31 protein-coding genes and 1 pseudogene are annotated in these 24,144 nt (G+C 61.9%); 18 read left to right on the top strand and 14 right to left on the bottom strand.

The features are described 5' to 3' along the window. Window positions 1–32 precede the first annotated feature (32 nt). The 3 genes from ACZY1F_RS18915 (at window position 33) to ACZY1F_RS18905 (ending at window position 3,256) form a co-directional block, all read left to right on the top strand. Window positions 33–1,046, top strand: coding sequence for a DUF4192 domain-containing protein (locus ACZY1F_RS18915; protein WP_463943896.1), 1,014 nt, complete (start codon window positions 33–35; stop codon window positions 1,044–1,046). A gap of 194 nt (window positions 1,047–1,240) precedes the next feature. Beyond that, window positions 1,241–1,393, top strand: a complete 153-nt coding sequence (locus tag ACZY1F_RS18910) for a hypothetical protein (protein ID WP_463943894.1) — start codon at window positions 1,241–1,243, stop codon at window positions 1,391–1,393. 507 nt (window positions 1,394–1,900) lie between these two features. After that, window positions 1,901–3,256, top strand: a complete 1,356-nt coding sequence (locus tag ACZY1F_RS18905; protein WP_463943892.1) for a ParB/RepB/Spo0J family partition protein — start codon at window positions 1,901–1,903, stop codon at window positions 3,254–3,256. Window positions 3,257–3,835: 579 nt separating this feature from the next. Here ACZY1F_RS18905 and ACZY1F_RS18900 read toward each other — a convergent pair. Then, the gene (locus ACZY1F_RS18900; protein WP_463943890.1) at window positions 3,836–4,477 is read right to left on the bottom strand and encodes a hypothetical protein; all 642 of its coding nucleotides are present in this window, start codon (window positions 4,475–4,477) and stop codon (window positions 3,836–3,838) included. A 303-nt stretch (window positions 4,478–4,780) separates the two neighbouring features. On the opposite strand from ACZY1F_RS18900, the gene ACZY1F_RS18895 reads away from it, so the two are divergent. The 7 genes from ACZY1F_RS18895 to ACZY1F_RS18865 all read left to right on the top strand — a co-directional run bounded on the left by ACZY1F_RS18895 (window position 4,781) and on the right by ACZY1F_RS18865 (window position 8,680). Continuing rightward, window positions 4,781–4,921: a hypothetical protein gene (locus ACZY1F_RS18895; RefSeq protein ID WP_463943888.1), complete on the top strand. Its 141-nt coding sequence runs from the start codon at window positions 4,781–4,783 to the stop codon at window positions 4,919–4,921. 607 nt (window positions 4,922–5,528) lie between these two features. After that, a complete protein-coding gene (locus tag ACZY1F_RS18890) occupies window positions 5,529–6,116 on the top strand; it encodes a hypothetical protein (RefSeq protein ID WP_463943886.1) in 588 nt (195 codons plus the stop codon). Window positions 6,117–6,682: 566 nt separating this feature from the next. Continuing rightward, entirely contained in the window at window positions 6,683–6,961 is a 279-nt protein-coding gene (locus ACZY1F_RS18885; protein WP_463943884.1) for a glutaredoxin family protein, read from the top strand. A gap of 184 nt (window positions 6,962–7,145) precedes the next feature. Beyond that, complete coding sequence (locus ACZY1F_RS18880) at window positions 7,146–7,673, top strand: single-stranded DNA-binding protein (RefSeq protein ID WP_463943938.1); 528 nt, start codon at window positions 7,146–7,148, stop codon at window positions 7,671–7,673. Window positions 7,674–7,770: 97 nt separating this feature from the next. Further along, entirely contained in the window at window positions 7,771–8,049 is a 279-nt protein-coding gene (locus tag ACZY1F_RS18875; protein WP_463943882.1) for a hypothetical protein, read from the top strand. Between the two features lie 73 nt (window positions 8,050–8,122). Beyond that, window positions 8,123–8,389 carry a ParB family protein gene (locus tag ACZY1F_RS18870; RefSeq protein ID WP_463943880.1) on the top strand — a complete coding sequence of 89 codons (267 nt, stop codon included), beginning with the start codon at window positions 8,123–8,125 and terminating at the stop codon, window positions 8,387–8,389. Window positions 8,390–8,392: 3 nt separating this feature from the next. After that, window positions 8,393–8,680, top strand: coding sequence for a helix-turn-helix domain-containing protein (locus tag ACZY1F_RS18865; protein ID WP_463943878.1), 288 nt, complete (start codon window positions 8,393–8,395; stop codon window positions 8,678–8,680). A 522-nt stretch (window positions 8,681–9,202) separates the two neighbouring features. Here ACZY1F_RS18865 and ACZY1F_RS18860 read toward each other — a convergent pair. Together ACZY1F_RS18860 and ACZY1F_RS18855 are read right to left on the bottom strand one after the other, a co-directional pair. Next, window positions 9,203–9,508 carry a hypothetical protein gene (locus ACZY1F_RS18860; RefSeq protein ID WP_463943876.1) on the bottom strand — a complete coding sequence of 102 codons (306 nt, stop codon included), beginning with the start codon at window positions 9,506–9,508 and terminating at the stop codon, window positions 9,203–9,205. Window positions 9,509–9,538: 30 nt separating this feature from the next. Further along, on the bottom strand, window positions 9,539–10,258 hold the full coding sequence (locus ACZY1F_RS18855; protein ID WP_463943874.1) for a hypothetical protein: 720 nt from the start codon (window positions 10,256–10,258) through the stop codon (window positions 9,539–9,541). A 240-nt stretch (window positions 10,259–10,498) separates the two neighbouring features. Between ACZY1F_RS18855 and ACZY1F_RS18850 the strand changes: the two genes are divergently transcribed. The 4 genes from ACZY1F_RS18850 to ACZY1F_RS18835 all read left to right on the top strand — a co-directional run bounded on the left by ACZY1F_RS18850 (window position 10,499) and on the right by ACZY1F_RS18835 (window position 14,228). Continuing rightward, window positions 10,499–10,888, top strand: a complete 390-nt coding sequence (locus ACZY1F_RS18850; RefSeq protein ID WP_463943872.1) for a MobC family plasmid mobilization relaxosome protein — start codon at window positions 10,499–10,501, stop codon at window positions 10,886–10,888. A 3-nt stretch (window positions 10,889–10,891) separates the two neighbouring features. Continuing rightward, entirely contained in the window at window positions 10,892–12,532 is a 1,641-nt protein-coding gene (locus ACZY1F_RS18845; protein WP_463943870.1) for a relaxase/mobilization nuclease domain-containing protein, read from the top strand. Between the two features lie 27 nt (window positions 12,533–12,559). Further along, a complete protein-coding gene (locus tag ACZY1F_RS18840) occupies window positions 12,560–13,792 on the top strand; it encodes a hypothetical protein (RefSeq protein ID WP_463943869.1) in 1,233 nt (410 codons plus the stop codon). A 265-nt stretch (window positions 13,793–14,057) separates the two neighbouring features. After that, on the top strand, window positions 14,058–14,228 hold the full coding sequence (locus ACZY1F_RS18835) for a hypothetical protein (RefSeq protein WP_463943867.1): 171 nt from the start codon (window positions 14,058–14,060) through the stop codon (window positions 14,226–14,228). Between the two features lie 610 nt (window positions 14,229–14,838). Here ACZY1F_RS18835 and ACZY1F_RS18830 read toward each other — a convergent pair. The 6 genes from ACZY1F_RS18830 to ACZY1F_RS18805 all read right to left on the bottom strand — a co-directional run bounded on the left by ACZY1F_RS18830 (window position 14,839) and on the right by ACZY1F_RS18805 (window position 18,265). Continuing rightward, window positions 14,839–15,612: a DUF2382 domain-containing protein gene (locus tag ACZY1F_RS18830; protein WP_463943865.1), complete on the bottom strand. Its 774-nt coding sequence runs from the start codon at window positions 15,610–15,612 to the stop codon at window positions 14,839–14,841. A gap of 224 nt (window positions 15,613–15,836) precedes the next feature. After that, window positions 15,837–16,454, bottom strand: coding sequence for an Asp23/Gls24 family envelope stress response protein (locus ACZY1F_RS18825; protein WP_463943864.1), 618 nt, complete (start codon window positions 16,452–16,454; stop codon window positions 15,837–15,839). Between the two features lie 46 nt (window positions 16,455–16,500). Continuing rightward, complete coding sequence (locus tag ACZY1F_RS18820) at window positions 16,501–17,088, bottom strand: DUF6286 domain-containing protein (protein WP_463943862.1); 588 nt, start codon at window positions 17,086–17,088, stop codon at window positions 16,501–16,503. Further along, complete coding sequence (locus tag ACZY1F_RS18815) at window positions 17,085–17,522, bottom strand: Asp23/Gls24 family envelope stress response protein (protein WP_463943861.1); 438 nt, start codon at window positions 17,520–17,522, stop codon at window positions 17,085–17,087. Before ACZY1F_RS18815 ends, ACZY1F_RS18820 begins: the two co-directional genes overlap by 4 nt. Then, the gene (locus ACZY1F_RS18810; RefSeq protein WP_463943860.1) at window positions 17,519–17,698 is read right to left on the bottom strand and encodes a hypothetical protein; all 180 of its coding nucleotides are present in this window, start codon (window positions 17,696–17,698) and stop codon (window positions 17,519–17,521) included. Before ACZY1F_RS18810 ends, ACZY1F_RS18815 begins: the two co-directional genes overlap by 4 nt. A 66-nt stretch (window positions 17,699–17,764) precedes the next feature. Beyond that, a complete protein-coding gene (locus tag ACZY1F_RS18805) occupies window positions 17,765–18,265 on the bottom strand; it encodes an Asp23/Gls24 family envelope stress response protein (RefSeq protein WP_463943858.1) in 501 nt (166 codons plus the stop codon). Between the two features lie 185 nt (window positions 18,266–18,450). Between ACZY1F_RS18805 and ACZY1F_RS18800 the strand changes: the two genes are divergently transcribed. From ACZY1F_RS18800 to ACZY1F_RS18790, 3 genes are read left to right on the top strand one after another with little or no spacing between them, the layout of a single operon-like run. After that, window positions 18,451–19,041, top strand: a complete 591-nt coding sequence (locus ACZY1F_RS18800; protein WP_463943857.1) for an RNA polymerase sigma factor — start codon at window positions 18,451–18,453, stop codon at window positions 19,039–19,041. After that, window positions 19,032–19,637, top strand: a complete 606-nt coding sequence (locus tag ACZY1F_RS18795) for an Asp23/Gls24 family envelope stress response protein (protein WP_463943856.1) — start codon at window positions 19,032–19,034, stop codon at window positions 19,635–19,637. The genes ACZY1F_RS18800 and ACZY1F_RS18795 overlap by 10 nt, the downstream gene beginning before the upstream one ends. Next, the gene (locus tag ACZY1F_RS18790; RefSeq protein WP_463943854.1) at window positions 19,630–20,025 is read left to right on the top strand and encodes an Asp23/Gls24 family envelope stress response protein; all 396 of its coding nucleotides are present in this window, start codon (window positions 19,630–19,632) and stop codon (window positions 20,023–20,025) included. Before ACZY1F_RS18795 ends, ACZY1F_RS18790 begins: the two co-directional genes overlap by 8 nt. Window positions 20,026–20,125: 100 nt before the next feature. On the opposite strand, the gene ACZY1F_RS18785 is transcribed toward ACZY1F_RS18790, so the two are convergent. From ACZY1F_RS18785 to ACZY1F_RS18770, 4 genes and pseudogenes are all read right to left on the bottom strand, one after another. Further along, window positions 20,126–20,584 carry a class F sortase gene (locus ACZY1F_RS18785; RefSeq protein ID WP_463943936.1) on the bottom strand — a complete coding sequence of 153 codons (459 nt, stop codon included), beginning with the start codon at window positions 20,582–20,584 and terminating at the stop codon, window positions 20,126–20,128. A 229-nt stretch (window positions 20,585–20,813) separates the two neighbouring features. After that, on the bottom strand, window positions 20,814–20,954 hold the full coding sequence (locus ACZY1F_RS18780) for a hypothetical protein (protein WP_463943853.1): 141 nt from the start codon (window positions 20,952–20,954) through the stop codon (window positions 20,814–20,816). A 91-nt stretch (window positions 20,955–21,045) separates the two neighbouring features. Next, window positions 21,046–21,246, bottom strand: a pseudogene (locus ACZY1F_RS18775) (hypothetical protein); the annotation flags it as partial. A 287-nt stretch (window positions 21,247–21,533) separates the two neighbouring features. Further along, window positions 21,534–21,707, bottom strand: a complete 174-nt coding sequence (locus tag ACZY1F_RS18770) for a CsbD family protein (protein ID WP_252564128.1) — start codon at window positions 21,705–21,707, stop codon at window positions 21,534–21,536. 153 nt (window positions 21,708–21,860) lie between these two features. Here ACZY1F_RS18770 and ACZY1F_RS18765 point away from each other — a divergent pair, with 153 nt between their 5' ends. Further along, a complete protein-coding gene (locus tag ACZY1F_RS18765) occupies window positions 21,861–22,124 on the top strand; it encodes a GlsB/YeaQ/YmgE family stress response membrane protein (protein WP_463943851.1) in 264 nt (87 codons plus the stop codon). Between the two features lie 639 nt (window positions 22,125–22,763). Here ACZY1F_RS18765 and ACZY1F_RS18760 read toward each other — a convergent pair. After that, window positions 22,764–24,053, bottom strand: a complete 1,290-nt coding sequence (locus ACZY1F_RS18760; protein WP_463943849.1) for a hypothetical protein — start codon at window positions 24,051–24,053, stop codon at window positions 22,764–22,766. Window positions 24,054–24,144 lie beyond the last annotated feature (91 nt).

Raw genomic sequence — 24,144 nt, 5'->3', positions numbered from 1 at the left:
CACCCAACTTCTCGGCAAGAAGGAGCAACACCATGAACGACTTCATCAAATTCACCGGCCCGGCCGACATCCTGGCCTTCATCCCGCACACGCTGGGCGAGGCACCGAAGGAATCCTTCGTCGCGCTGACCATGCAGGGCAACAAGCTCGGCGCCACCCTCCGCATGGATGCCCCGTTTGGGCTGGAACCGGGCGCCTACGCCCAAACCGTCGTCAGCTACCTGACCGCCGACGAATCCGCCACCGGCAGCCTGCTGGTCATCTACACGGATGAAGACACCGTCGAAAACCCGCGCCCGTACTCCGAGCACGTACAGGCGCTGCGCACCGAACTGGAGACGGCAGGGATGCCCTTGAAGGATGCGTGGCTGGTGACCTCCGAACTGTGGCGGAACTACCTGTGCGAGGACACCATCTGCTGCCCCGACAAGCCGCTGGACGCCATCACCACCAGCAACGGAAACGCCGCCATGATCTACCGGGGGAGTAACGTCACCGGATTCACCCCACCGGCGCCGTTCACCGGCGAAGCGGGAGCCCGCGAAACCATCGCCGCCCACAAACCGGACGGATGGCCCGAGGACTTGGAGGCCAGCCGCGCCACATGGGCCAAGGTTCTGGAAAACCCCAAGAGCCTGACAACGCAGACCGCGCAGGAACTCGCAGGAGCACTCCAGCACCCCACCATCCGGGACTACCTGATGACCGACATCATCACCAACGCCCCGGATCAGTTCACCTCCGTCATGCTCGGCGTTTTCCTCAACCGCCCCGACTGGGCACGCGTGGACACCGCCCAGGAAGTCGCTTTCGAACTGATGAAAGCAACTCCCGAAGGGCAGCGCGCCCCTATGCTGTGCCTGATTGGATGGCTGGAATGGCTCAAAGGAAAGTCCAGCTTCGCCGCCAGGTACTTCAAACTGGCACTGGAAGACGTCGCCGAGTACCGGCTCGCGGAGTTGTTGGCCGAACTGGTCAACCGTGGCCTGCTGGCCGACTGCAGCCGGGACCCCAAGAAGGCCTATGATCGCCGCCTGAGCCGCTAACCGAAGGAGGCCGGACCCCCGCGGGTCCGGCCTTCCCCTTGGGGATCTCTCCCAGGGGCGCGGCGGCCTCCCCCGCTTCGCTCCGCCGGCCGCATTTGACGCTGACGCGGGCGCAGCGACTTTCAGCCAGACCGCAGGAACTGCCGATACTGTGAAAGGACACCGCTGCCCTACACAGCCAAGGAGTCCTGAGCGTGGCCGAATACTTCCGCATGACAGAGGACGATGCCGTTGCCCCGGACACGAGCCCCCTCGAAGACATCCTGGAGCTGAGTCTGCTGACTGCCGGCCCGGTGATCGGACCGGTAGACCGGCCACTGGAAGACCACCGGCTCGACGAGCCGTGACCCCCACGCAGCGCCGACGCTGCACCACAAGCTTCCTCTTGCCGAGGGAAACAAGAGAGCCAGCGCCCCAGGTGCCGGCTCTCTTGTCTTAAGGCAGGCTCGCCGGGCTCGCCCTGGTTTCCGCTGCGCTTCAACCAGTGTTCGGGCGTCCGCTGCGCGGCCGGCTGCTGGGTGCTGCCGGTCCGTCGCAGAGCTCCTGCCCGTCATGACCTTTGTCTACGTCTTCGACGTTTTTTGGTTGCTGTCCTTCGGATTCTAGGCGTCCGCTCCACCCTGTCTAGCCCCTCCTTCGTCGGGGCCTGCGGCGGGTGAATTTCCCTCCGGCGCTCCTGCGTCGCTGATTTCCTTCGGGAATTTCCCCCCCTTGCCTGGAGGTAGACAGGGCTCCGTCGGCCGCCGAGCAAGCGAGCTTGCCAGCAACCAAAAAACAACGGGGGAGAGGGGAAGCTGGCCGGTCACCATTGGTCGCCCCACTCACCCAACTTCTCGGCAAGAAGGAGCAACACCATGAACGCAACACCCGTACTCGAATGGCTCGACCCGGCAACCCTGACCGTGGACACCAACGTCCGCAAGGACGTCGGGCTGACCAAGGAGTTCGTAGCCAGCATCAAGGAACACGGCGTACTGGAACCGGTGATCGCTCACCGTAAGGACGACGGCACCGTGCACGTGCTGATGGGACAGCGCCGCACCCGTGGAGCGGTGGAAGCCGCCCGCCCTCTGATCCCTGTCATGGTCACCGACAGCCCGGACGAAGCGGAAAGGATCGTGACGCAGGTGGTGGAGAACATCCAGCGCGCGGAACTGACCGAGGCAGACGAAGCGGAGGCGTACCACCAGCTGTCCCTGATCGGGGTCTCGGCGGCAGCAATCGCAAAAAAGACCGGACGGACCAAGACGACCGTCGAGGGAGCGTTGAAGGCCAAGGCATCACAGGCCGGAGATGTCGCCCTGGGCAAAGGGTGGAGCATCGAAGAAGCTCTCATCATGGCCGAGTTCGAAGGGGACGAGGACGCTACCGCTGAGTTGGAATCGGTCATCATGGACGAACCGGAGCAGCTGCTCCACGTCGCCCAGCTGCTCCGCGACCAGCGCGAAAGCGCCGCCGCACTCGCCACGCTGATCGCCGAACTGGAAGCCCAGGGCAAGACCGTCGTTGAGGACGCCGGTCACTACGCCGACGAAGAGAACCTTTACGTCTCGGCGGCCAAACGGGCAGACGGGGAACCTGCCACCGACGAGGACGCGAACGCCTATGTGGTCAGCACCGACTACCGGGGCCAGCACAACACCACTCCTGCCATCACCGGATGGAAGGAACTGGGCTTCACGCCGAGGTACGAACGCTACGACGGCGGAAGCAACGCCCAGAAAGGCCCCATGACCGAGGAGCAGAAGGCCGAGCGGAAGACCCTGATCGAGAACAACAAGGCCATGGTGTCGGCCACCACCGTGCGCCGGGAGTTCGTGAAGAACCTGTTGGCCAGGAAGCAGGCTCCGAAGGGCTGGCAGTACTTCACCGTGCACGCGATCACGCACAATTCCGAAACGGCCAGCGGCTACGAAGGAACGGTGGCCGCAGAAATGATCGGCGCGAAGTCAGAAGAGTCCGACCGGTGGGGATGGAACCCACTGCGGGATCACGTGGGCAAATCCACGGCACGGCCCGAGTTCTCCCTGATTGCTCTCGTGTGCGCCGGTTACGAAAAGACGATCGCGAAGGACTCATGGCGATCCCCGTCCCAGACCCACCGGGACTACCTGAACCAGCTGGTCACTTGGGGATACACGCCAAGCGAGGTTGAACAGATCATCATCGACAGCGGCAAGCCAGCCGAGGAAGAAACCGAAGCGGCATAAGAAAGAACCCCTTGCCGGGCGGAACCCCCACCGCCCGGCAAGGCCCCCGACCACTCGCCACGACAGGGCCGGGAACCTCCCAAAAGCGGGCGGTCCGCCGCCCAGGGCGAACCACAGCAGCCACTCACCAGCGGCGGACCGCCAAGTAACGCACCACCACTGACCGCTCAACCGGGTGCCGCGCCACCAGGGACAACGACGTCCACCGGGCAGCCGCACGCAGGACAAGAAATATTCAGTTAGGCTGAATCGATAGATTTCCTTTGCCGAGGAGAACGCAGAAGGGCCGGCCTAACAGCCGGCCCTTCTTGTGTCCCCGGCAAAACACGCCGGGGCGGCAGATAGTTAATATGCTGCTGGCCAGTCGAAACGCTGCCCGACCTCGCAGTGGCGGCTGCGCTCATGCCTACCGCAATTATCGTGCTTGCCGGTGGCATGAGCAGCCTCCCAAAGTGGGCGCAGCGGCCATCATCCGGAGACGCACAAACCCGGGCACCGACGCAATGCCCGAAGGTAGCTGAGTAGGGAGGCTCACCGCCACCATCCGGCCCAGGAAACCAGAATCATCAATACCCGTAGTCACCCATGGCAGTTCATCTTGGTGATTTGAAACCCGTCACCCTGATTGCTGGTGTCTTCCAGTTTCACCCGGGCGACCTTTCCTGTTGGCAAACCCGCGGTTATCTCGTTCGTGGAACCTATAGAGCCCTCGCCCCTATCGATACTCACGGCCATATAGATCCCGCCGGGGCAGCCGTTCGGAGCCATTGACGCGACATCCAAAAAGGTGCTTTTCCACCTTCCGCAGGTGAACTCGGAGTCGCTGAGATATTGGAAGTACACCTGATTGCCGGCGGACGTCCACCCTTGAGCTTCCATCTGCCTAAGTTCGCTATCCGCCCGCTCCGCTGCCTTCCTCGCCTCCTCCGCAACACCGCGTGCCTGTGCACGAGCGGCGCTGGCAGCGTTGTCAGCCGCCCTTTTTGCGGCCGCGGATGCCGACGCCTCGGCGGAAGCTGCGGCCGAGGCCGATACAGCAGATGACTCTGCCTCAGCCCGCTGCTCGGCCTGTGCAGAAAGATTTGCCGCCAAAAAACCGGCGCCGTCGAGCGTCAGTACAGCAGCCAACACGGAAATGATGATGATGCGACCATATTTGCGTTTACGAAGTTCAGAGGCATCCTGCACCCCGGGCATCGCAGGTCCCTGAACTTCATCCATAATTCCCCCAATTTCGCGGCATGGCTAAGGAATGCCTGATGCCAATGGCACAGCTTGGGCTGGCCGCCGGTGCTACGGATAGAGGATGGCTTCCTGTTCCACACTCTGGCCTCTAGGTATAAGCCGGGAGCTAATTAGGTCATTAGACAATATTAGCCACTAGGCGTATAAGTACCCAGCGGCTTGATTTTTCGGTAATCCGGCGGGCAACATTAGCGTTGACGGTTTGCCGAACAATAGATCCGGTAAGCTTGTCTTATCCCACTTCCGGGAGTTTTAACAACAAAGGAAGGGGGGTGAAATATGGGTATCAAGAAAAAGGCCAGACCGCCGTCTGAATGGCGCGAAAAAGCCACAATGACTGTGCAGTTTCTCAAGGACTGCGCACAGATCACCGTGGCTTTTTCAATGCTTGTTCATGCTGTTGGCAACTGGCCGGTCTAGTAGCCATTCACCCAGGCGTCGGCGAGAGCTCTAACTCTCGCCGGCGCCTCTTTCAATTCTGGTGCCCTGTCAGGGTTTCCCTCCGATGCCAACCTTCGTTGTAACCGTTAGAACAATCTCAGAATAACACTCATGGCTAAAAATGTTACACAGAGTTCCATAAAAATGGTTCCCCATGATTCCTTGAGAATGAGTTCCCTTGACAATGACGCCCATTCTCCACGCGGCCACAACGCCACAAGCGCTCATAAGTTAGGGAAACTTCTACAGTCTCCAAGCACACAATAATCTGACGTGCCTGCTAGTGCACCACCTGCCCCACGGCCCGCCGTGCTGTGCCGTAAGTCTGTTCGGCGTCCCGCTCCAGAGTGGGCAGAACCCCTGGTTGGCTAGGCGTCGGAGGGAATCGTCACAGCGACGCCGCATGTGACGATTCCCTCCGACGCTTTCCGGGAGCGCCAGGCGCGCGTCCGGCACTTGGGGGAGCAATACCGCTGAAAAGCTCACCAAGCGCGCCATAGGATGATGCCTGGCAGGTTCACCGCGTGAAGCCCGCGGAATGGTTGGCCTGTTCACGTTCATATTTGGGGGATACATGACTGATCAAATGCCGCTGACCGCCAGGCTTGGTGAACCAGGCCAACGTGACGGCCAAGGATTCGGCACTGGCAACACACTCACCGGTGCCCGGCCTATCACGGTCACTGACGTGGACGGCAATGTCGTCTATGAGAAGCAAACAGCCGACAACCATAAGTCGGCGGACTCGCACATCAGCGTCGCCGGCTACCGGCGAACCGGGGAATGGATTAATGGCGTCGCGTTAGTCGAGCGAATCCCCGCCAGCTTGAAACTCCGGAAAGCTGCGATTGTCCTCGGCGTGCTGGCGATTATCGTCGCCGGTATCAGCATTTTCATCTCCCGTTCCTACGCGCTCGAACCGGAGGGCGCCGTCCGAGGCTGCCATGAGGCCGTGGTGAGTAAACTGCCCGCGGAGGCTAGTCCGGAATTCAAGTCCACGAGCAGCCTCAAGAACTCAACGCAGGCCTACGGCGGCTACCTCTACGTCGTCTCAGGCAATGTTCGCTCACTCGAAATTGACGGCCAGGTCCACGATATGACCTACCGCTGCGAGGTCTATGTAGACAGCAGCGGCGCAGTACACAAGGCGACGGCGGGAACGACGTGGAAGTGACGGCCGGATAGCCATCCTGCTGTACCCCGGAGACAAGGGGGGTCTTCCCCATCTCCACGGTAATAGACGCTCCCAAAGCAAAGTTCGCCAAGGTCGAATGTCTCGGCTGAGAACCGCCGGGGCTTGAGTTAGGACGAACCTCCAGGACTGGTCATGACCTGGGTGTGTGCGGCCCTCAGCGTTTGCGCTTGACCGGCCCAGAGAATTTTCGTAGTTCTTCCATGCACCTTGTACGTCAAACACGCCAAAATGCACTACAAAGCAAGGCAATTCTTCCGTGGACCAGGCCATGGGAAGCGTGAGGACCAGTGCGCCTAAGGTGGTCTGCCGCTGTGGGCAGCTTCTACAGCGGCTCTATTCCGAGGACCAGGAGCGCGGGGCTAAACGCCTGTCAGTTGACGGACCCACCACGGCTGCAGCGGCGTTATTGGAAGCAAATATTAGGGCGAAATACCCTAGAATTAGGGCTGAAAAGCCTTTTCATTCAGTTGAATGATTGGTAGAATTGAAGCAGCAAGTCAGACAGGCGAACGAAACTAATCTTGATACGAAACCAGGTACTGAAAATGACTTCCTCACCCACCGCTTACACGGTCTACACCAAGCCAGAGTGCCCGAACTGCGATCGAACGAAGGACTATTTCGATTCCAACGGCATCACCTACACGTCCGTGGATATCACGGAAGTCCCGGCCGCTTTGGAGTACATCACCGCAGAGCTCGGTTACTCCCAGGCGCCTGTGGTTGTGAACAACTCCGATGACCAGGACCACTGGTCAGGGCTGCGCCGGGACAAGCTCGTCCAGGCCGGCATGAGCCACAGCGCAGCAAAGCAGCATGCCTGAGACAGTGGGGGAGCGGTTCCCGCTCAGCCCCCGGCAAATTATCGATGCTGATTGGTTTGGCCTCCATGCCAACCCGGAAGGCACTATCAACGTCCCCCTCGAGGACCCCTACGAAGCCCTGCCAGACCCCTTCGAGCTAGCACGCGACAACCATCACGACACTTCACGGAAGGCAGTCACCATCATGGCCGGAGAAACCACCATCACCGTCATCGGAAACCTCACCAATGACCCCGAGCTGCGGTTCACCCCTTCGGGCTCTGCGGTGGCAAACTTCACGGTCGCCTCGACGCCCCGGACTTTCGACCGGGCCTCCAGTGAGTGGAAGGACGGCGAGACGCTCTTCCTCCGGGCAGCGGTGTGGCGCGAAGCTGCCGAGAACGTGGCGGAGTCTCTGACTAAGGGCATGCGCGTCATCGTCTCCGGCCGGCTGAAGTCCCGGTCCTACGAAACCAAGGAAGGGGAGAAACGGACCGTGATCGAACTTGAAGTCGACGAGATCGGCCCCTCCCTCCGATACGCGAACGCCAAGGTCAACAGGACCCAACTCAGCAGCCAGGGCGGACAAGCCGGTGGTGGCGGCAACGGCGGCCGGGGGAACGGCAACCCAGCGGGGCAGCCGGCCCCGCAGGAAGACCCATGGGGTCTGCCGACCGCTAACGCCACAGCCGGGGGCTGGGGTAACGGCACCGACTCTGAATCCCCGTTCTGATGTGCCAGTGTCGGGGCCAGCAGTTACGCTGGGCCCCGACACCAGGTTTTCCACCAACCACTATTCAGGCGGGCTCTACGTCCGGAAGGAAATACAAATGACAACCCAGATACGGACGAGGCTGCAGGATTTTGCGCTGGTTGCGCTGGCTGTTTTCTGCACGATCGCGGCGTTCCTGTGGGCACGTAACGCCTTTACTTCAGCTGCTTTCATTGGCGCGGCGATCATCTGTGCAGCTGTTCCAGTCGGCGTTTTACTGGGCAAGAGGAACCCGAAGGCATGGGAGTCGCGTGTCGGATTAGCCCGCAATCTGCTGTGGGTTTCGGTGGCCATCGTCATTGCTTTGTTCGTGCTCGGCAGCGTCTATTCGGCATGAGAATAAGCGCCTGGAGAGTCGGCATCCGTGAACGTAAGTGTTGGGTGCTGTGCAGTAAAAGTGGTGTGGGTTCATGGTGAAACCACGGAAGATTGCGGCGTTTACGCCTTACTACACCGAGGACGAGGCGGGGCAGGTGCGTGCGGCTTTCCTCGCGACAGGTCAGCTGGAAGGTGACGCGAGCGTGTCGGACTTTATTGTTCGGGCCACGATGCGTGAAGTGAAGCGTCTGCAGCGCAAGCACAATGGCGGAAAAGCGTGGCGCCCGGTGATGAGCGGGGAGCTGCGACGCGGACAACGGACAAGGGATGAAATGCAGCACCGGATCGAGGACACGTAATCCATGGGAAAACGGACCGAAGAAGTACACCAGATACAGGTTCCGGCGCCGGTGTCATTCCCCAGGATGCTGTCCCTTGACCAGGTTCAGGAGATCCTGAACCTGGGGATGCCGGCAATGTATACGCTGGTGAGGAGTGGGGAGCTGAGGGCCGCGCAGTTCGGCGGCCGGAACATCTGGCGTGTGCGTGAAGATGACCTCGCGGCGTACATCGACGCGGCCTACGCGAAGACCGCGGAGAGTATCGCGTCAGGCCAGATCCCGGAAGGCGACTTAGCCGCCGACAGCTAAGAATCATCACCGCACAAACCGAACGGCCGGCACATGAGTGCCGGCCGTTTGTCGTCCGGGGGCCAGGCAGTATCGCCGGCGGAACCGATCTGTTTCGTTGCCTGGATTAGGCGGCCCTAGCTAAGCGGGCGGTGCCGAAGCGTCCTCCTGCAGCCCGCGACTCTTACCGCAGGGCCACACGCCCAAAGTTCTCTGAGGGTCTTGACCGCCAGCTCCAGGTGACGGTTCTGTCGGTACCGGATGTCGTCCCGCAGCCGGGTGTGTGTCGTCCCTGCTGGAAGAAAACCGGCCACGGTTGATGGTGGGCCGGCGGCGGCTGTCTGGGGCCAGGGGAAACCTGTCCGTGGGTGAGTTGCGGCGTTCCGAGCTGTGCACATTCGCCGGTCCCGGTGGTGAGGTTCCGGGATCCGGGGAGCTGGCGTTTGTGTGCGGCCGGTGTGGTGGGCCCGGTCGTCCACATGGGTGCGGGAAAAGCCCGAAGGAGTTTAGCTTTTGCCGTGCCCATGTGGACCAGGGGCAACCTTACTCAGCCCCGGAAGCCCCACGATCAGAGGGCGGGGACGCCTCGTTGGTGGTTCGGGTGGTTGCCGGCTTCCGGCGGCTTGCTGCGGCGCCGGATTCGAGTCCGAGTTTTTTGAGTTCGTCGGGGCTCCAGCCGTCTTTGGTGGCGCGGACGTAGGCGCGTTTGTCGTCTCGTTCGGCGTCGGCGAGTTGTTCGCGGAGGTCGGTGATCCGCTGTCGGGTGGTGACCAGGTTCGTGACGGATTCGATGCGTGAGTCCAGGAGGGCGCGGGCCTGTGCTTTGGTCTGTTCAATATCGAGGGCCATGGGTTTGGTGGTGCCTTTCTGTGGGGTTGGTTAGGGTTCGAGGTCGATTCGTTCGCCCGGGACGATGGCGTAGGACGTCGCTGTCGGGCGGGTGGAGACTGGGCGGTGGTTGAGTGCGGTGGAGGGGTGTTGGGGGAAGGAGAGGTGGCTGGTCTTCAGGGATGAGGGGACGGCCGGTTCGTCAGGGCCTTCGATGCGGGCGTTCATGCGGCGTTCGTGGTAGTCGAGGACCTCGGCGAGTGTCGGCCGGTAGTAGGCGTTGACTACCTCTGCCTGGGTGGGCAGGTTGTTGGCGATTCGCAGGGCGAGGGTTTGGGTGTGGTGCCGTTCGTGGGAGGGCAGGATGCCGCGGATGGCGAGTTCGAGTTCGGGGAGCGCTGCTGACTGCGGTGCGGTCAGCGACCTTCCCGTCTCTGTGGCGGCGGGGGACTCGACGGTCTCATTTGTGGGGTGGCCGGCGGCGGCGGGGACGTCCGCCTGGAGGGTGATGCTGTACCCGTCGTCGTGGATTCGGGCGGACGTCCCGGTCGCCTGCCGGAGGTGGCCGGTGGCGAGGGATTCGATGCTGGCGGCGACCTGGTCGGTGTCACCCGAGAGGCGCTCTGTTGCCTCGAGCACGAGGTAGCGCCGGGCGTTGGGTTCGCGGTCGACGTGGAAATCCAGTGAGACACGTCCCGGAGCGGTGGCGGTCGGCGCGAAGTAGTGGGCGGCTTCGAAGCGCACCGCATGGTTCTTGTCATCTTCCAGCATGGTTACCCCCAAGGTTTGGCCGTGTAGACATGGCTACCCTAGCTGCCGGGCGGGACCGGACCCGGGACATCCGGTCGGCGGGTCGCAAAACCAGAAGCGACGGAGCAAGCTATACATTTACACGGGTGTAAATGGGCGTGTCCTGCACCGCTGACGTTGTCGGGTTTGGCACACTGGCTTGTGGGTCCCCGGGTTTTCGGGGTCGCTGCGCTGGGCCGTTTGTGGGGATTGGGGGAATGCGTGTCTGAGGAGAGTGTGTCGCGTTCCCGGATTTCCAAGCGGCGGCGGGAGAACCGGCCTGCGGGGTCGAAGAAGCGCCGTGATCTGTGGGTCACTGCCGAGGAGGAAGCTGCTTTGGTGGCGCGTGCGGCGCGGGAGCAGGTGACGGTCCCGAACCTGCTCATCAGCGCTGCCCTGTCGGAGGGTTCGGAGACGCCGACGGAGCGTAAGGCGGCGATGGCTGAGCTGATGGCGATCCATACGTTGTTGGCGCGGGTGTCGAACAATGTGAACCAGATCGCCCGGCATGCCAACGCCGGCGACGAGTTTCCCCAGGACGCGCAGGCTGCGCTGGCGTATGTGCGAGAGGTCGCGATGCGGATTGACCGGACGATTGAGGGGCTGATGTAGCCGATGATTCCGAACATCACCCGCGGGTCTCGGATGTCCGGGCTGCTCCTCTACCTTGCCTCGACCGACGCGGATAAGACGAAGAATTCCCACACTGACCCGCACCTGGTTGCCGGGGACGCGGCGATCATGGCCTGGTACGACGATGGTGTCTTGGACCGCGACGATGCGGTTGCGATTGCGAAGCATTTGGACCAGCCCCGCAAGGCCTTCGGTGTGGAGGTGGTGCAGAAGGATTTCCGCTGGGACCCGGTCAAGATGGAACGGGTGGCGGACGGTCACAAGCAGGCGGATGTGTGGCACTGCTCGCTGAGCCTCCGCGCCGAAGAGGGCGCCCTCACGGACCAGCAGTGGGGTGATATCGCGAGCGACTTCGTGGACGCGATGGGCTTCACGGAGGCCAGCGGCAAGGCGCAGTGCCGGTGGGTCGCGATCAACCACGGAACGAGTGAGAACGGCAACCACCATATCCACATCGCCGTGTCCATGGTCCGCGAGGACGGCACGAAAGCCTCCACCCACGGCGACTACAAACGCGCGCAAACAACCTGCCGGGAACTGGAAACCAAGTACGGCCTCGAAGAACTCTCTTCCGTGCATGCCACGCGTGGCTACGACCGGGCTGAGAAGGCGACCGCTGCCCGGGATGACCGCGAAATGCACCGTTCCTCCCTGGCCCGGAAAGTGCGGGCCAGCGCCAGTGCCTCAGCAACGGAGGCGGAGTTCGTCCGCCGTGCCCGTGACACCGGATTGTTGGTCCGGCCTCGCTACGCGAAGAACACCACGGATGTCATTGTTGGGTACTCCGTGGCCGAACGTCCCGGACGCGGGGAGCGCCCGATCTGGTTCGGCGGCGGCACCCTGGCATCGGACTTGAAGCTCGGTGCCCTGCGTGAAGAATGGCCGGACAACCCACTCCTGGCTACCGAGGCTGCGGCCGAGTGGAACGCCGCGGCACGGAACAAACGCAAGGTGTCGAAGACCGGGCCTGAGAACGCAACGCCACCTGCGGAAGCATGGGTGGAGTACACCCGCAACGCCACCGCACTGGCGGACCAGCTGCGCACTATTCCGCGGGATGATCACGCGACCTGGGCGAAGGCAGCGCGTGAGGTTTCCGGGGCGTTCGCAGCCTGGTCTTATCGGCTGGAGCCGACGCCGGGGCCGCTGGCCGCCACCGCCGCGGAGCTGTCCCGCACAGCCCAACTGCGGGCTCCCCGGCAGCACAGCAAACCCGTCGCTCTCCCGTCCATTGCCGGTACGGCGATGTTGTTCATGGCCGCGTCGAGCAAAAACAAGACGGCAGCACAGTCGGCACTCATGGTCCAGCTGATCAACACCGCCTTTGCGGTGTACGAAATGCACGCCCAGTCCGGCCGGACCCGCGAAGCCCAGCGCATCCGCTCCGTCGTCGAGGAGCGGCTTGCCCCGTTCACCGCGACCATGCCAAAGGCGGTTCTGGTGGGGGCCGAGCAGCAGCCGGCACGCGAGGCTGGAGTGTCGCCGAGGGCGATCGATATCGCCCGGCGCGGCATGGTGCCCATCCGTCCAGGATCAGCGGTGCCGACGACTCCAACGACGCCGACGCTGACGAAGACCTATCAGCCCAGCCGACGCGATTCCGGGCCGGGACTCGACCGATAAATCACCACCAAGTGCAAGGGGAACACCATGAGTGAATCAGACGGAATGGACGACGTCCTGGACAACGGAATGCGGCAGGCGCTGCTGATGGCCTCACGTATTGCCGAGACCCTGGCCCGACGCCGACAGGAATCCCAACGGCAGCAGGAACACCTGGACTCCCAGGCAGCACACGAAGCCCAGTCACGGCTCACCGCAGAACGCAGCGCAGCCCACGCAGCGCTGGCACCCGTGGAGAAGGACCAGTGGTGGGACAAGGCACAGCCGGCCGACATTGCTACGGCACACGCCGTAGCCGAGGGATGGAAAGACCACGACCCCACCGCCCTGGCAGCATCCGAGAAAATCCGGCATGAAGTCCTCGCCCGGTACGGCATCGACACCCACGACGTCGGCACAGACGCCGCTTACCTGGAGTCAGGTATCCAGACCATCACCACCGAGAAAGCCCGGCTGGATGCGATGGCCCGCAGCCAGGAGGAACAGCGCAAGGCCGCCGCCGAACACGAAAAGGCCATGCAGCTTCTCGCGGCCGCCCGCGCTGAAGAACTCCGCGCCCAAGCCGCGACACTGGCCCGGGAGATGGAACGCCACCAGGTGCCCGTCGAGTACCTAGCCAACCCTGAACTGGCACAGGCCCTGCAGCGGGCCCACAACGCGAAAACCCCCACAGCAACTGCGGCGGCCGACACAGAGATCAAGGAACGCATGTTCCTCATCGGCAAGGACGGCGTGAACGGTCCCGACATTGACCAACTGCGCAAAGAAACCACCGCAAACGTCAACGGCGCCGGCGACTCCCACTTTCAGGATCCGGCGTTCGTGAAAGCCGCCAAGGACATGCACGAAGCCAAACTCCTGACAGAGGGCGGCTTTACGGGCTCAAAGTGGGCGTCACTGGAACAGCGGTACGAACGCGCCGAGAAGGAACTCTTCGCCCGCATGGAAGGCTTCGGAGACGAGATCGAAAACCGCGTTACCGGCAACGACGGCAACCGGCTCAAAGACCAGGGCCTGAAAACGGAAAGCACATCGGCTGCCGGCTACGGCTCAGCTGCCCATCACGAGAAGTTCGCAGAGTCACTGGAAAACAGTGGGGCGAACGAGACCCAGGTCCGGGGCCGCCTCGCGGCAGCCCGCAGCGAAGGCACCCACCCCAGCGCAGCCGTCACCATGGGCAAGAGCGCAGCCAAGGCCCGCAAATCCCCGACGGGGGTCTCTGTGGGCGCTGAGCGAGCCAAGGGCGGGCTATCCCGCTAGCCGCCCTAACGCTCATCTTTGGCTGATGGTTACAGCAGCCAGAGGTCGTGTCGTTTCGGGACGGCGAAAGGTCACTGTTCTTCTTTTGGCCTTGGACGTACTCTTAGCAGAATCCCAAGCCCCGGACGGCGGGTTCTTAGGGAAAGGGAAAGGGTGAATATACGAGATGACACTCAAAGACGAGTGGGACCGACTCGATTCAAAGACGCGTCAGTGGCTTTTGGATAATCCGGGATGTGTGACAGTACCGCGCACTGTCGCTGCCTTGATTAAGCAAAATTCCCGGGGGCACGTCGAAGTCGACGGGCATGGCCAGATGATCCTTTCGCGTGAGGACCTCGATTTCATCCGGGACAAGGGAACGGGCGTGGCCGCCGAACTGGTTAGCGAGGAATTCCGGTTCTTCGATGCAGCTAAACCCGGAGAGCGCGCTTAGACGGCGGGCAGAAGCGATCTGCGCCGGCTGACGTCAACGCCCGCCCGCGTTTACGCGACTGCTGCTGGATGCTTGTGCACCGGCTGCAGGCACTATGACGGGGGAATTACGGCGACGGACATCCTCACAAGTCGGCTGCTGTGACTCAAGTGGGAATGCTCGGATATGTCCAGGTCCGAAATGGCCGGCCTGAGCCCTGCCTGTGAGTTTTTGTCGACAGTGGCGGTTTTATCGCAGCGCTGAATGGCGGCTCTGCGTGTGATTCTCATGATCCCGAGTGGTCTCTTTCCCGGCGGCCGGGAAGCCTAGGATCTGTTGCCTTGGCCGGGACGTTACCCTAACCGCCCAATGGACCAGCTGGATCGCTGTGTTCCTTCTGGCGGTCGGGTCCAGCCGATGGGCTGTACTGACGAGGGCAAGCCAAGCGGCTCCGAGTGCCCGGGCGGCATTGAGTATGTGAAGCTTTGAGCGCACCTGTCCAATGCTCAGCGGCCTGACGGGATGTCATCGGCTATCGCCCTTCCTATCGCTGACCACGGGGGCGGAGCAGAACGAACGCCAGGGGCAAGGCCGGCGTGCCCTTGCCCCTGGCGTTGATCCTGCGCTGTGGTTAGCGGCGGGTGTCGTCGATACCGTCGGTGTCGATGCGTTCCTTGCGGACTTCCTCATCGATGGTGACTTCGTCGGTGACGGTCTCCTTGTTTAGCCGGACGCGCTCAACAGGGACGGTTTCCTTCTCCACGACCGGGCGTTCCTCGTGGAGGACGACTTCGTGTTCCTCGTCGCTGATGTCCGGGCCGCTCACGGCGCTGCCGCGATTTGCGTCGGTGATGGGTTCGCGCTCGATGCGGACTTCTTCGCGCTGGACCGGCACGGTGGTGGTGACGTTCTCGGTGACGACGTACTTGCGCAGCCTTGCGCGGCCGGTTTGCTGCTTCTCAGTGCCGACGTTAAGACGTTCCTCGGAGCGGGTCATGGCGTCATCGGTGGTGGGGCCGGAGGTATCGTGCCCGACTGTGCCGCGCCTGGCATCGGTGGTGTCTTCGTCGCCGGTATGGCTGAAAGCACTGGAGAGGCCGTAGTAGCTGTAAAGCTGGTCTTCCTCGCCCGGCTCCAGGTGGCCGTCCGGGGCAACGCGGGGCGCGTCCTTGACCTTTTCCTTGGTGTACGGGACAACGATGTCCTTGCCGTCCTGGGTGGCGGCTTCCAGCGGAACAAAGGACTCGGACGTGCCGAAAAGTCCGGTCTTGACCGTGACCCAGGTAGGTTCGGAGGTCTGGTCATCGGCGTAGATCTGTCCGATGGACCCGATTTTGCTGCCGTCGGAGCCGACAACGTTGCCGCCCCCGGTTGCCAGTGAATCAAGGTTTTGAGTGCTGATCATGATTTTTTTCCTTCTGGTCTGTCAATAATTTTGGTGTGATCTGCTGCGTAGTGTTTTGGTTGCCGGTGACGTTCTTGCGTCAGTGGCTTCCTCCCGGTGGGGTGAGGGGCTCGTTTGAACCAGTGGTGAGTGTGGTGTTGACGGTCTTCGGCAGGGTGTCGGAATAGTTGCACTTAGGCACGGATGGGAGTGACATCCGTAGTTTTGGGGCGGGCCGGGTTGGGCTAGTGGATGACGGTGCCGGTGGAGTGGACCACGGTTCCGGTGCTTTGGCTGCGGCCACTGACGTCGATCTGTAACCGGCTTTGCTGCAGGGGTGACTCCAAGGCCGTGGACAGGTCAGGCAGTGTGGTGGTTTCCAGCCGGCGCAGCAGGTCCTGAATGTGGGCCCGGTCGGAGACGGTGACTTTCAGGGTCAGGTCCGGCTCTGCGGCGGTTCCGCGCAGCAGTGCCGAGGACGTGACGACGCCGGGCAGAAGGTTCACTTGGTTTTCCACTGCAGTAGCCAGTACGGACGGATCACAGAGGGTCCGGCCTTGGGCACCGTCCGCGTGTAGACGGTAGGCGTCTGCCGTGTTCTTCCGCGGGATCTGGGCGATGATCCACAGCAGGCCCAGCACACCGATGATGAGGCCCGCGACCAGGACGAGTGCTACTGCCCATGACTCGGCAAAGTAGGCAGGTAGCGGCCCTGGAACGACCTTGTCCGCTGCAGATGCTGTGTTGGCCAGGGTGTGCAACGCTCCTGTGGCCTGCAGGAGCAGGCCGATGCCGGCGGCCGTGGCCAGGATGCCCAGGATGGTCAGCCATGTGCGGTTCAGTGATCCAGCTGTCTGTCTCATCGGGATCCTTTGGTTGGTGAGTGGAGCGCTGAAGCTGAGATGCGGCTCAGCCCTTGGATTCGACGGTGGCGGTAACGTCCGGGACCGGGTCAAGCCCGATCTCTGTCAAGCGGTCACGAACGTCTTCTGTTACGCGGGTGCGCAGGTCCCCGGTGTCCCGCAAGGACGTTTTCACGTTCAGGTGTACACGCTTGTGGGTGGCAGTTGCGGAGGCTGAACTGACACCGTCAAGCTGCTGGCATTGGGCCTTGGCCACGTGGGCTACAGCACGGCGGGTCATCACGGTCTCTTGTTCTTGCGTCCGCGGTTCCCCGTCGGTGGCGTCACGGGCGGTGTTGCGTACCGGCAGGGCGGTGAAGCCGCCGGGAATGATCGCGCATAAGAGCAGGGTCAGCCCCACCACGACGGCGGCGATGCCGAGACCCCACATGGCCGGACTGTTCCACGTCAGGGACGTTGACCAGTCCCGTGGTCCTTGCAAGAGTGTGGGCCAGGTGCCGTTAGTCAGCCGGGCAACCGTCAGCCACACGAGCCCGGCGCCGGCGGCCAGAAGCAGGGTCCCGACAATCAGCGCGGGAACGGCGCGGCTGGGACGGCGCCGAAGGCGGGTGGAGCGTCCATCGTTGCGGCTCATAACAACTTCCTTTGCCCGCCGGTGCCGGCGCCGGCGGCGGTGAGCCAGGACACCCGGATGTCGACCTGGCGGACTTCGACACCGGTCAGTTCCATGACCCTGGCCCTGATCCGTTGCCGCAGCGCTTCGGTTGCCTGCCGCAACGGGACGGGGTAGAGCATGCCGACTTCGACGCTGAGCGTGGCGATGTTACCGGCCAGTTCCACGGTGGCCTTGGGCCGGGCAGACAGATCGGCGTGGGTTCCGATGCCCAGGAAACCGCCCGAGGATCCGCCGGCTACCGATTCTTCGCTGGCGACCTGGCTGGCGATTTTTTCGATCACCTTGTCAGCCAGCACCGTTTGCCCGCGTGAGCTGATGCCGCCATCCCCGGTGTCGGAGTCAGTAGCATCGGCTGCGGTGAAAGGCAGCGCGTGGGCGCCTTGGCGGTTCATCGGCTCGATGCTTTACCAAACAGGGCGGCCATGTCCAGTTTCCCCTCAGCCACCCGGCCGATTACCAGGCCGATGAAGCCGAAGACGACCGCTGACACCAGCGCCCACCAGCCGCCGAAAGCCAAAACTATTCCCAGTACCAGGCCTATTGCCAGGGACCACCTTGTCGTAGACATCGTCATTCTCTTCCTCTCGACCTATCCCACCGGACGGGACATCCGCCCGGTGGGCTTGCTGTGTACTTACTGAAGTTCGGTCTTTTGATCCTTCTGGTCCTGCTGGTCTTCATCGGGAAGGTGCACGTCGGTGACATTGATGTTTACTTCCAGCACCTCCAGCCCGGTGGCGTGCTCGACGGACTGGATGACGTTGCGGCGGATGCCCTGGCTGACGTCCACGATGGACACCCCGTACTCAACGATGATGGAAACATCGACGGCCGTTTGGCGTTCGCCCTTTTCGACGCTGACGCCGCCGCTGACGTTCGTCTGGGAACCAGGGATGCGTTCGGTAAGGGCGCTGAAAGCCCGTCGTCCTGCGCTGCCCATCGCGTAGACGCCCGGTACTTCACGGGTGGCGATGCCGGCCAGCTTCTGCACCACGGTTTCCTCGATCGTGGTATCTCCCCGGTCCGTGTGCAGCGCATCGAGCTTCTTCGGCTGCTCCACCGCGTTGAGCTTCTGCTCCTCGGAGGTGGCCACAACGCCGCTGGAAGCTCCGGGAGTTCTGGGTGACTCTGCCATGAAAAACAGCTCCTTCTAAGTGATCGTGATCGTACTTACATAAAAGAAGACGAAGCCCGGCAGGAATCGTCACGTCATCTCACAGATTTTCTTTCACCTCATCGCCGCAGCCCGGTTCCGGCCGGTGCCCGGTTATGGCATATTGGGGCCAAGCGCCGGTACACCAGGCACAGGACGGACAGTGCATGAATGATTACAGCCCTGAACCGGACCTGGATGAGGGAAGTATTGTGGCCCGCGCCCAGGACGGCGACCTGGCAGCCTTCGAGCACCTCGTGAACGCCTACCAGGCCAAGCTCTTTCGGCTGGCGTACCGCATGCTCAACGACCGCGGGGAAGCCGAAGACATCGTCCAGGAAACCCTGACAACGGCCTGGCGCGGACTGCCTATGCTCACTGACGTCAATGCCTTCGGCGGCTGGATCTACCGGCTGGCAACGAACAAATGCCTGGACCTGCTAAGGAAGCGAAGCACCCACGCCGCAGACATCACCGACCCTGAAGAAATCCGCGCTGTCACCGAAACTGGGGCTACCCGCGCACCCACCGGCACCGATCCAGCCCACGAGGCCGAACGGTCCGCCCGACAAGACGGCCTGACCGCAGTCCTGGACACCCTGCCCCCGATGCAACGGGCCTGCTGGCTGCTGCGGGAAATGCACGACCGAAGTTACGCCGAAATAGGTGCCACACTAAAGATGAGCCCCACAGCAGTCCGTGGCACACTCGCCCGGGCACGGCACCAGATAGCAGAAGGGATGACCCAATGGCGCTAGAGGACATCCCCCGCCTCGGCTGCGGGCGCAGCATCGACCGGATCTGGGCCACCATTGAACAACCGCCGAACGAACACGAGAACCAGTGCGAACAATGCCAAACGGCAAGAACCCGCCTGCAAAAACTTAGCGAAGCAACCCGGTCACTGCGCGAACGAGACCTTCACGATCCCGCGCTCAAACCCCGCCCCGGTGTCACGAACGCCATCATGGACGTCGCCCGCGCCGAAATCCGCCGCAGTAAAAGAATCCTCCTGAGCAGCACAGAAAACGGCACCACCGAAATCAGTGAGCAGGCCCTGAGCTCGCTCATACGGCTCGCAGCAGCCGCGATACCCGGCCTCCACGCACGACGCTGCCGCATCGAAATACGTTCGAGCGCCACCAGCATCACCGGTGAAGACCGCCCATCGGTAAGCTCTGCTGATGCCGGACCCCACCTCATCATCAATCTTCGGGTCGCCGCCGCTGCAGGCGTCGACATCCCCCGAACCGTCCAGACGCTGCGACACGAGATCAGCAGCGCTCTTCCAGCAGGCGTCGGTGTCAGTGCCGGAACCATAAACATCACCGTTGAGGACCTCTACGATGTCTGAACAACCCCTCCAAGGCCAAATCATCACCAGCCAGCTGATCGCCTCCCTGGCGGCCCGTACCGCACTGGAAACACCCGGGGTTCTAAGACTCGAACCCACTATTCAGGGCTTCCTTGCCCGCCTAGGCCCAGCAGCCCTGCGCAACCTACGCAACCCCGGCAGCCAGAACGGAACATACCGGCACGACGGGGTCAGCGCCACCATTACCGACGGCACCACCCACGTCCATCTCGACATCGCCACTGATATCGCCTACACCGCCTCCACCGTCGCCGAAACAGTCCGGGAACGTGTCCGCGAGAACATCCGCCACACCGCTCTGAGCCCCGGACCAGTCGACATCAGCATCCTCGCCATAGAACACCACCGCGGGACCACACTCAGCTAACCCGAGAACAAGCGACGACGGCGAGCCCCTGGTTAGGTTGGATGGATGGGGCACGGCGTCCGTGAGTGTTGTCGTTCCTGTTACCACCGAACAGGAGTTGCTACCGCACTTTGGCGATTACCGGCAGCCCATTGGTTGTTGAGCGTCGGTCATTCGGCGGCCAACGGGTTGGCTTGAATGATGATGTTTTTCCCCATAGATCTTCGGTGTAGCAGGTGATAAGGATGAGCCGTCCAGGTACCTTGGCCCAGATTGCGCTGTCCTTCAGGGTGTTCTTGTTTTCCGTAGTGATCTCGTTGACTCTGTATTCGAGTGTTCCTTGATCCGTGGTGAGGGTGAGTCGATCGCCGGGCTTTGACCGGGAACTGATGTTGTTGAATGGCGAAGGTCGCCCTTCCCAGCTGTGCCCAATAATGTATGTGGTGTTTGTAGACCCGGCCCCCGGGACTCCGTAGGGGGTGAGCCAGTAAGCGTCCAAGGTTGGAGGCGGGATGATGGAACTGAGGCGCTTCTCCTGCTCCGCTGGAGACAGTGGCAGGACAGCCTGGTCCAACCCCACCGCCGTATACGTAATGTGCAGCGGCGGGGAACCAGTACCGGAGGCAGCCTCCTCCTCCGACGCTGAATGAGGTGAGCCGGGTGGTGGATCGGACACCGCCTGACCGGCTGCGGGCACGGGGACCGGCAGGCTTGCTCCCCAAACCCTTCACCCGGGGGGGAGATGTCTCCGTGAGGCGGGCGTAGCGCGGGCCCTATGACAACGGTCGCGTCGGGCCCTCAAGAGGCTTTCAGCCTGAGGGGTTCTCCTTGGGGGTGCCGTCCGGGTCTTCCGTTATGGTGGGTTCTTCCGTCGATTTCGTAGCAGGGTTATCGATTCGGGGATCTTCGGGCTCGCCGAGGGGCTGCTGTCCAGTTCCGGGATCGCTCATGATGTCCCTCCAGTGATTCCTATGCCGGTCCATTGTCATGATGCCACCACAAATGCATGTGCAACAGTGTCGACGATGACGGTCAGCGGATTCAAGCGGTCATTGCAACAGGAGTGTTTCGATCGGTTCTGAGCTCTAGGCTTTTGCGTGGCCGGTCGATGGGTTCCTGTGCGACCCATCGAAATCTTCGGCGCTGTGGATGCTCCGGTCGGTGCCTTTGGGAAAGTATTGGCGCAGTAGGCATTCGTGTTTCGTTGATGCCGCGCTGCCAGGGTGAGTTCGGGTTGCAGAACTAGATGTCGATGCCCGCTTTTGCGGACACAGCACCCACCCATTTTTCAAACGCCGGATAGGAGCCTTTTTGTAAAGCTGGGGCGTGCAGGACGGCGAGGCCGGCTTTCGCGGTCGACTTGTGTTGACGGGTCTGGAGGTCATGCGAGCCGCCCCGCAGGCAAGGTGCGGGTTCGCCCAAGGGCCTCTGCCGGTACGTCGGCCTGGCTGAGCGGCCTGCTATTGTCCGTACGTGCAGGAAGGGTGCCGCCCGTGTTCGGGCCTCACCCTTCCCCGGTTCGAGGCGGGTTACTTCTTGAAGGCGTCCTTGACCTTCTCGCCGGCCTGTTTCAGATCTGCTTTGGCCTGGTCGCCCTTGCCTTCGGCTTTCAGGCCCGGATCGCCTTTTGCTTCACCGGCAGCTTCCTTGCCCTTGCCGCCAAGCTTCTCGGCGGCGTTCCCGATCTTGTCGTCCAAACCCACAGTGTCACTTCCTTAGGTTGGTTGCCGCCTGCGGGCTGCCTGCGGCTCACCCTTTCATAGTAAATCGGATCCTTGCAAGATGCTAAGCATGCTGATTAAATCGTATTCATAGCGCCACTACGACGCTGATGGTCCTTTGAAAGGAAGTGCGTCATGGGCATTCTCGGGTTTCTTCTGCTCGGCCTGATCGCGGGAGCCATTGCCAAAGCCATACTCCCTGGTCGGCAAGGCGGGGGCTGGCTGATCACCCTGGTTCTGGGCGTCGTCGGAGCGATCCTCGGCGGATGGATCGGCTCACTGATCTTCGGCGGAGGTCTCGCGGAATTCTTCGACCTCAGGACCTGGCTGCTGGCCATTCTTGGCGCTGTGATCGTCCTGGGAATCTACGGGGCGGTGACCCGCAGGAGCCACGCCTGACCCAGACACCCAGGCTCCGGAATACCGACACCCTATGTCGGTGTCCGGGCGGGGGACCGGCGCCCCTTCACCGGTGCAGTAGCCGGTGCGGGTCAACCAGGGTGAACGCTCGTCCGCCCTGAACAGGCCACCCTCCGGATCTTTGAGCATTCTCGGAACGCATCCCGGAACGGCACCATTCGCAGCAACCCCTAAACCATGGACCCTGCATTAGATGCAGGAAACCTCTAGCTTTCCACCGCAGCGGATCAATACCGGACCACATGTTCGGCGGCCAGCTGAGGGGATGCGTCGGTAGTGTCAGGGTTGAATCCGTGACCTCCGCTCGGCATTGTCAGAAGAGCAGAATCGGGCTTTATTCTGACGCCGTTGAGGCGCCAGCCTGACGCCAGGTTGGGGTGTAGTTCAGCTTGGCCGGCCTGCAAAGACCCCGGTCTGAACGTTCATGTGGGAGACGACGATGTCAACAGAGGACCACTGAAATGCCCGGCAGATGCTTTTGCCCGGATTCGGTCACACTCTGGCCGCACCCTTGTGTTCGCGTCCGGCGCGCCTGCAGCTACTAGAAACATCACCCGTACGAGATGGCAAGCATGGCGCCATGAACCGGGTCTCCATGCCCGGGGGATAACGAAGCAGCTAGACTGTGGGTTTCATGATCTCTAAGACGTCATTCACGATGTCGAGGAGCGGCTTTGCGAGCGGCCCCAGCATCACTGCCCCTGCTTTTAAACGCTCGAGCGCCGAACGCTTCGAGGGCTCATCTTTCGCATTTTTGAGGTCCTCGATCTGCCCGTCGAGGGCCCCAATCTGATGCGGCTCTCTAAGTTGGCCTCGGACGGAGCGTGCAGCCTCCAGGACCTCCTCAAGGGATTGCTCGGTTAAAGAGACCATGACGCTACTGTGAGCGTCGCGATTGTTTCCCATCATTCCGACAGCCATCTGCCCGCCGGACTGGTTGCCCAAAAGCCCGATGTTTGCCTTTTTCTTGAACGAGATCTTCTTTTTCGTCACAACGAGTCGTCCTTCCAATACCTCAGCACCCTTGCGGCTTAAATGCACGGACAGGTCCGTCCACTGCTTGCTGTTGACCTCACGATCGATGACCACTAGCTTCCGGTCTTCAAGAATCCCTACCGTAGCGAAGGTCTGCTCGACAGATAAATTGGTTCGCTGCGCGAGATCCGCGAGCTTCACTCCTTCCTCGAAGGTACCTCGAACGGCGCCATACACTCCATCAAGAACACGAATCAAACGAGCACGGCGCCCCTTTGGTTTGGTGAAACCGGCTTCCATGTCTTGGCGATGAGCAATTTGTATGGCTTGGGACTCGGCGGCCTCTATAGCACGCCGTCGACTTTCTTCTCGATTGCGTGCATCAGCCTCAATTTCCCGCCGTCGGGCCTCTTCACGCCGGCGTTGTTCACTTCTGCTGATGTCAGCGTAAAGCTTTGCCCGGAGTAGTGCGCCTACTTCGTTTCGTTTGGCCCGTAAGGCAACGTACGCCTCCTGGGCAGCCCTTTCCTTCCTACGCTCGATGGCTCCCCGATGCCGTCGCACGAGCCATCCGATGAGACATGCCACGGCAGTCGGCAACCCAAGTGGCAAGGCAATCCACAGCCAATCAGTTAACTCGACCGGTCCGAGACTGAATGTGCTGAGCACGAGGACGATCACAAAAATGACCGCGCCCGCTAGCCATCCCCGCCAAGGTGCAGATCGCGGAATTTTCCACAGGGCAAGAACAAGGCCCAGCATCACCAGAGAAAGAACTATAGACGAGAACCACCGGTAGATGTCAGGCCGCCAGATAAACAGGATTACCAGCAGCGCCGGCACTACCAACAGAACGGCCGTGCCAATGCTGCTGAGGGCACCTTCATCCTTTGCGGTCTTCCCTACAACAAGTGCCCAAATCAGAACAACCACGATCGTCCAGAACCACACCCATTCAGGAGGAAGAACGGATGTCTCAACGAGCGGTGCAAGCGACCCTCTGGATCTCATCTCCCCCCTGCAT

This window comes from Pseudarthrobacter xylosi, from assembly GCF_055412765.1.
This window is presented reverse-complemented; position numbering and strand designations above follow the sequence as displayed.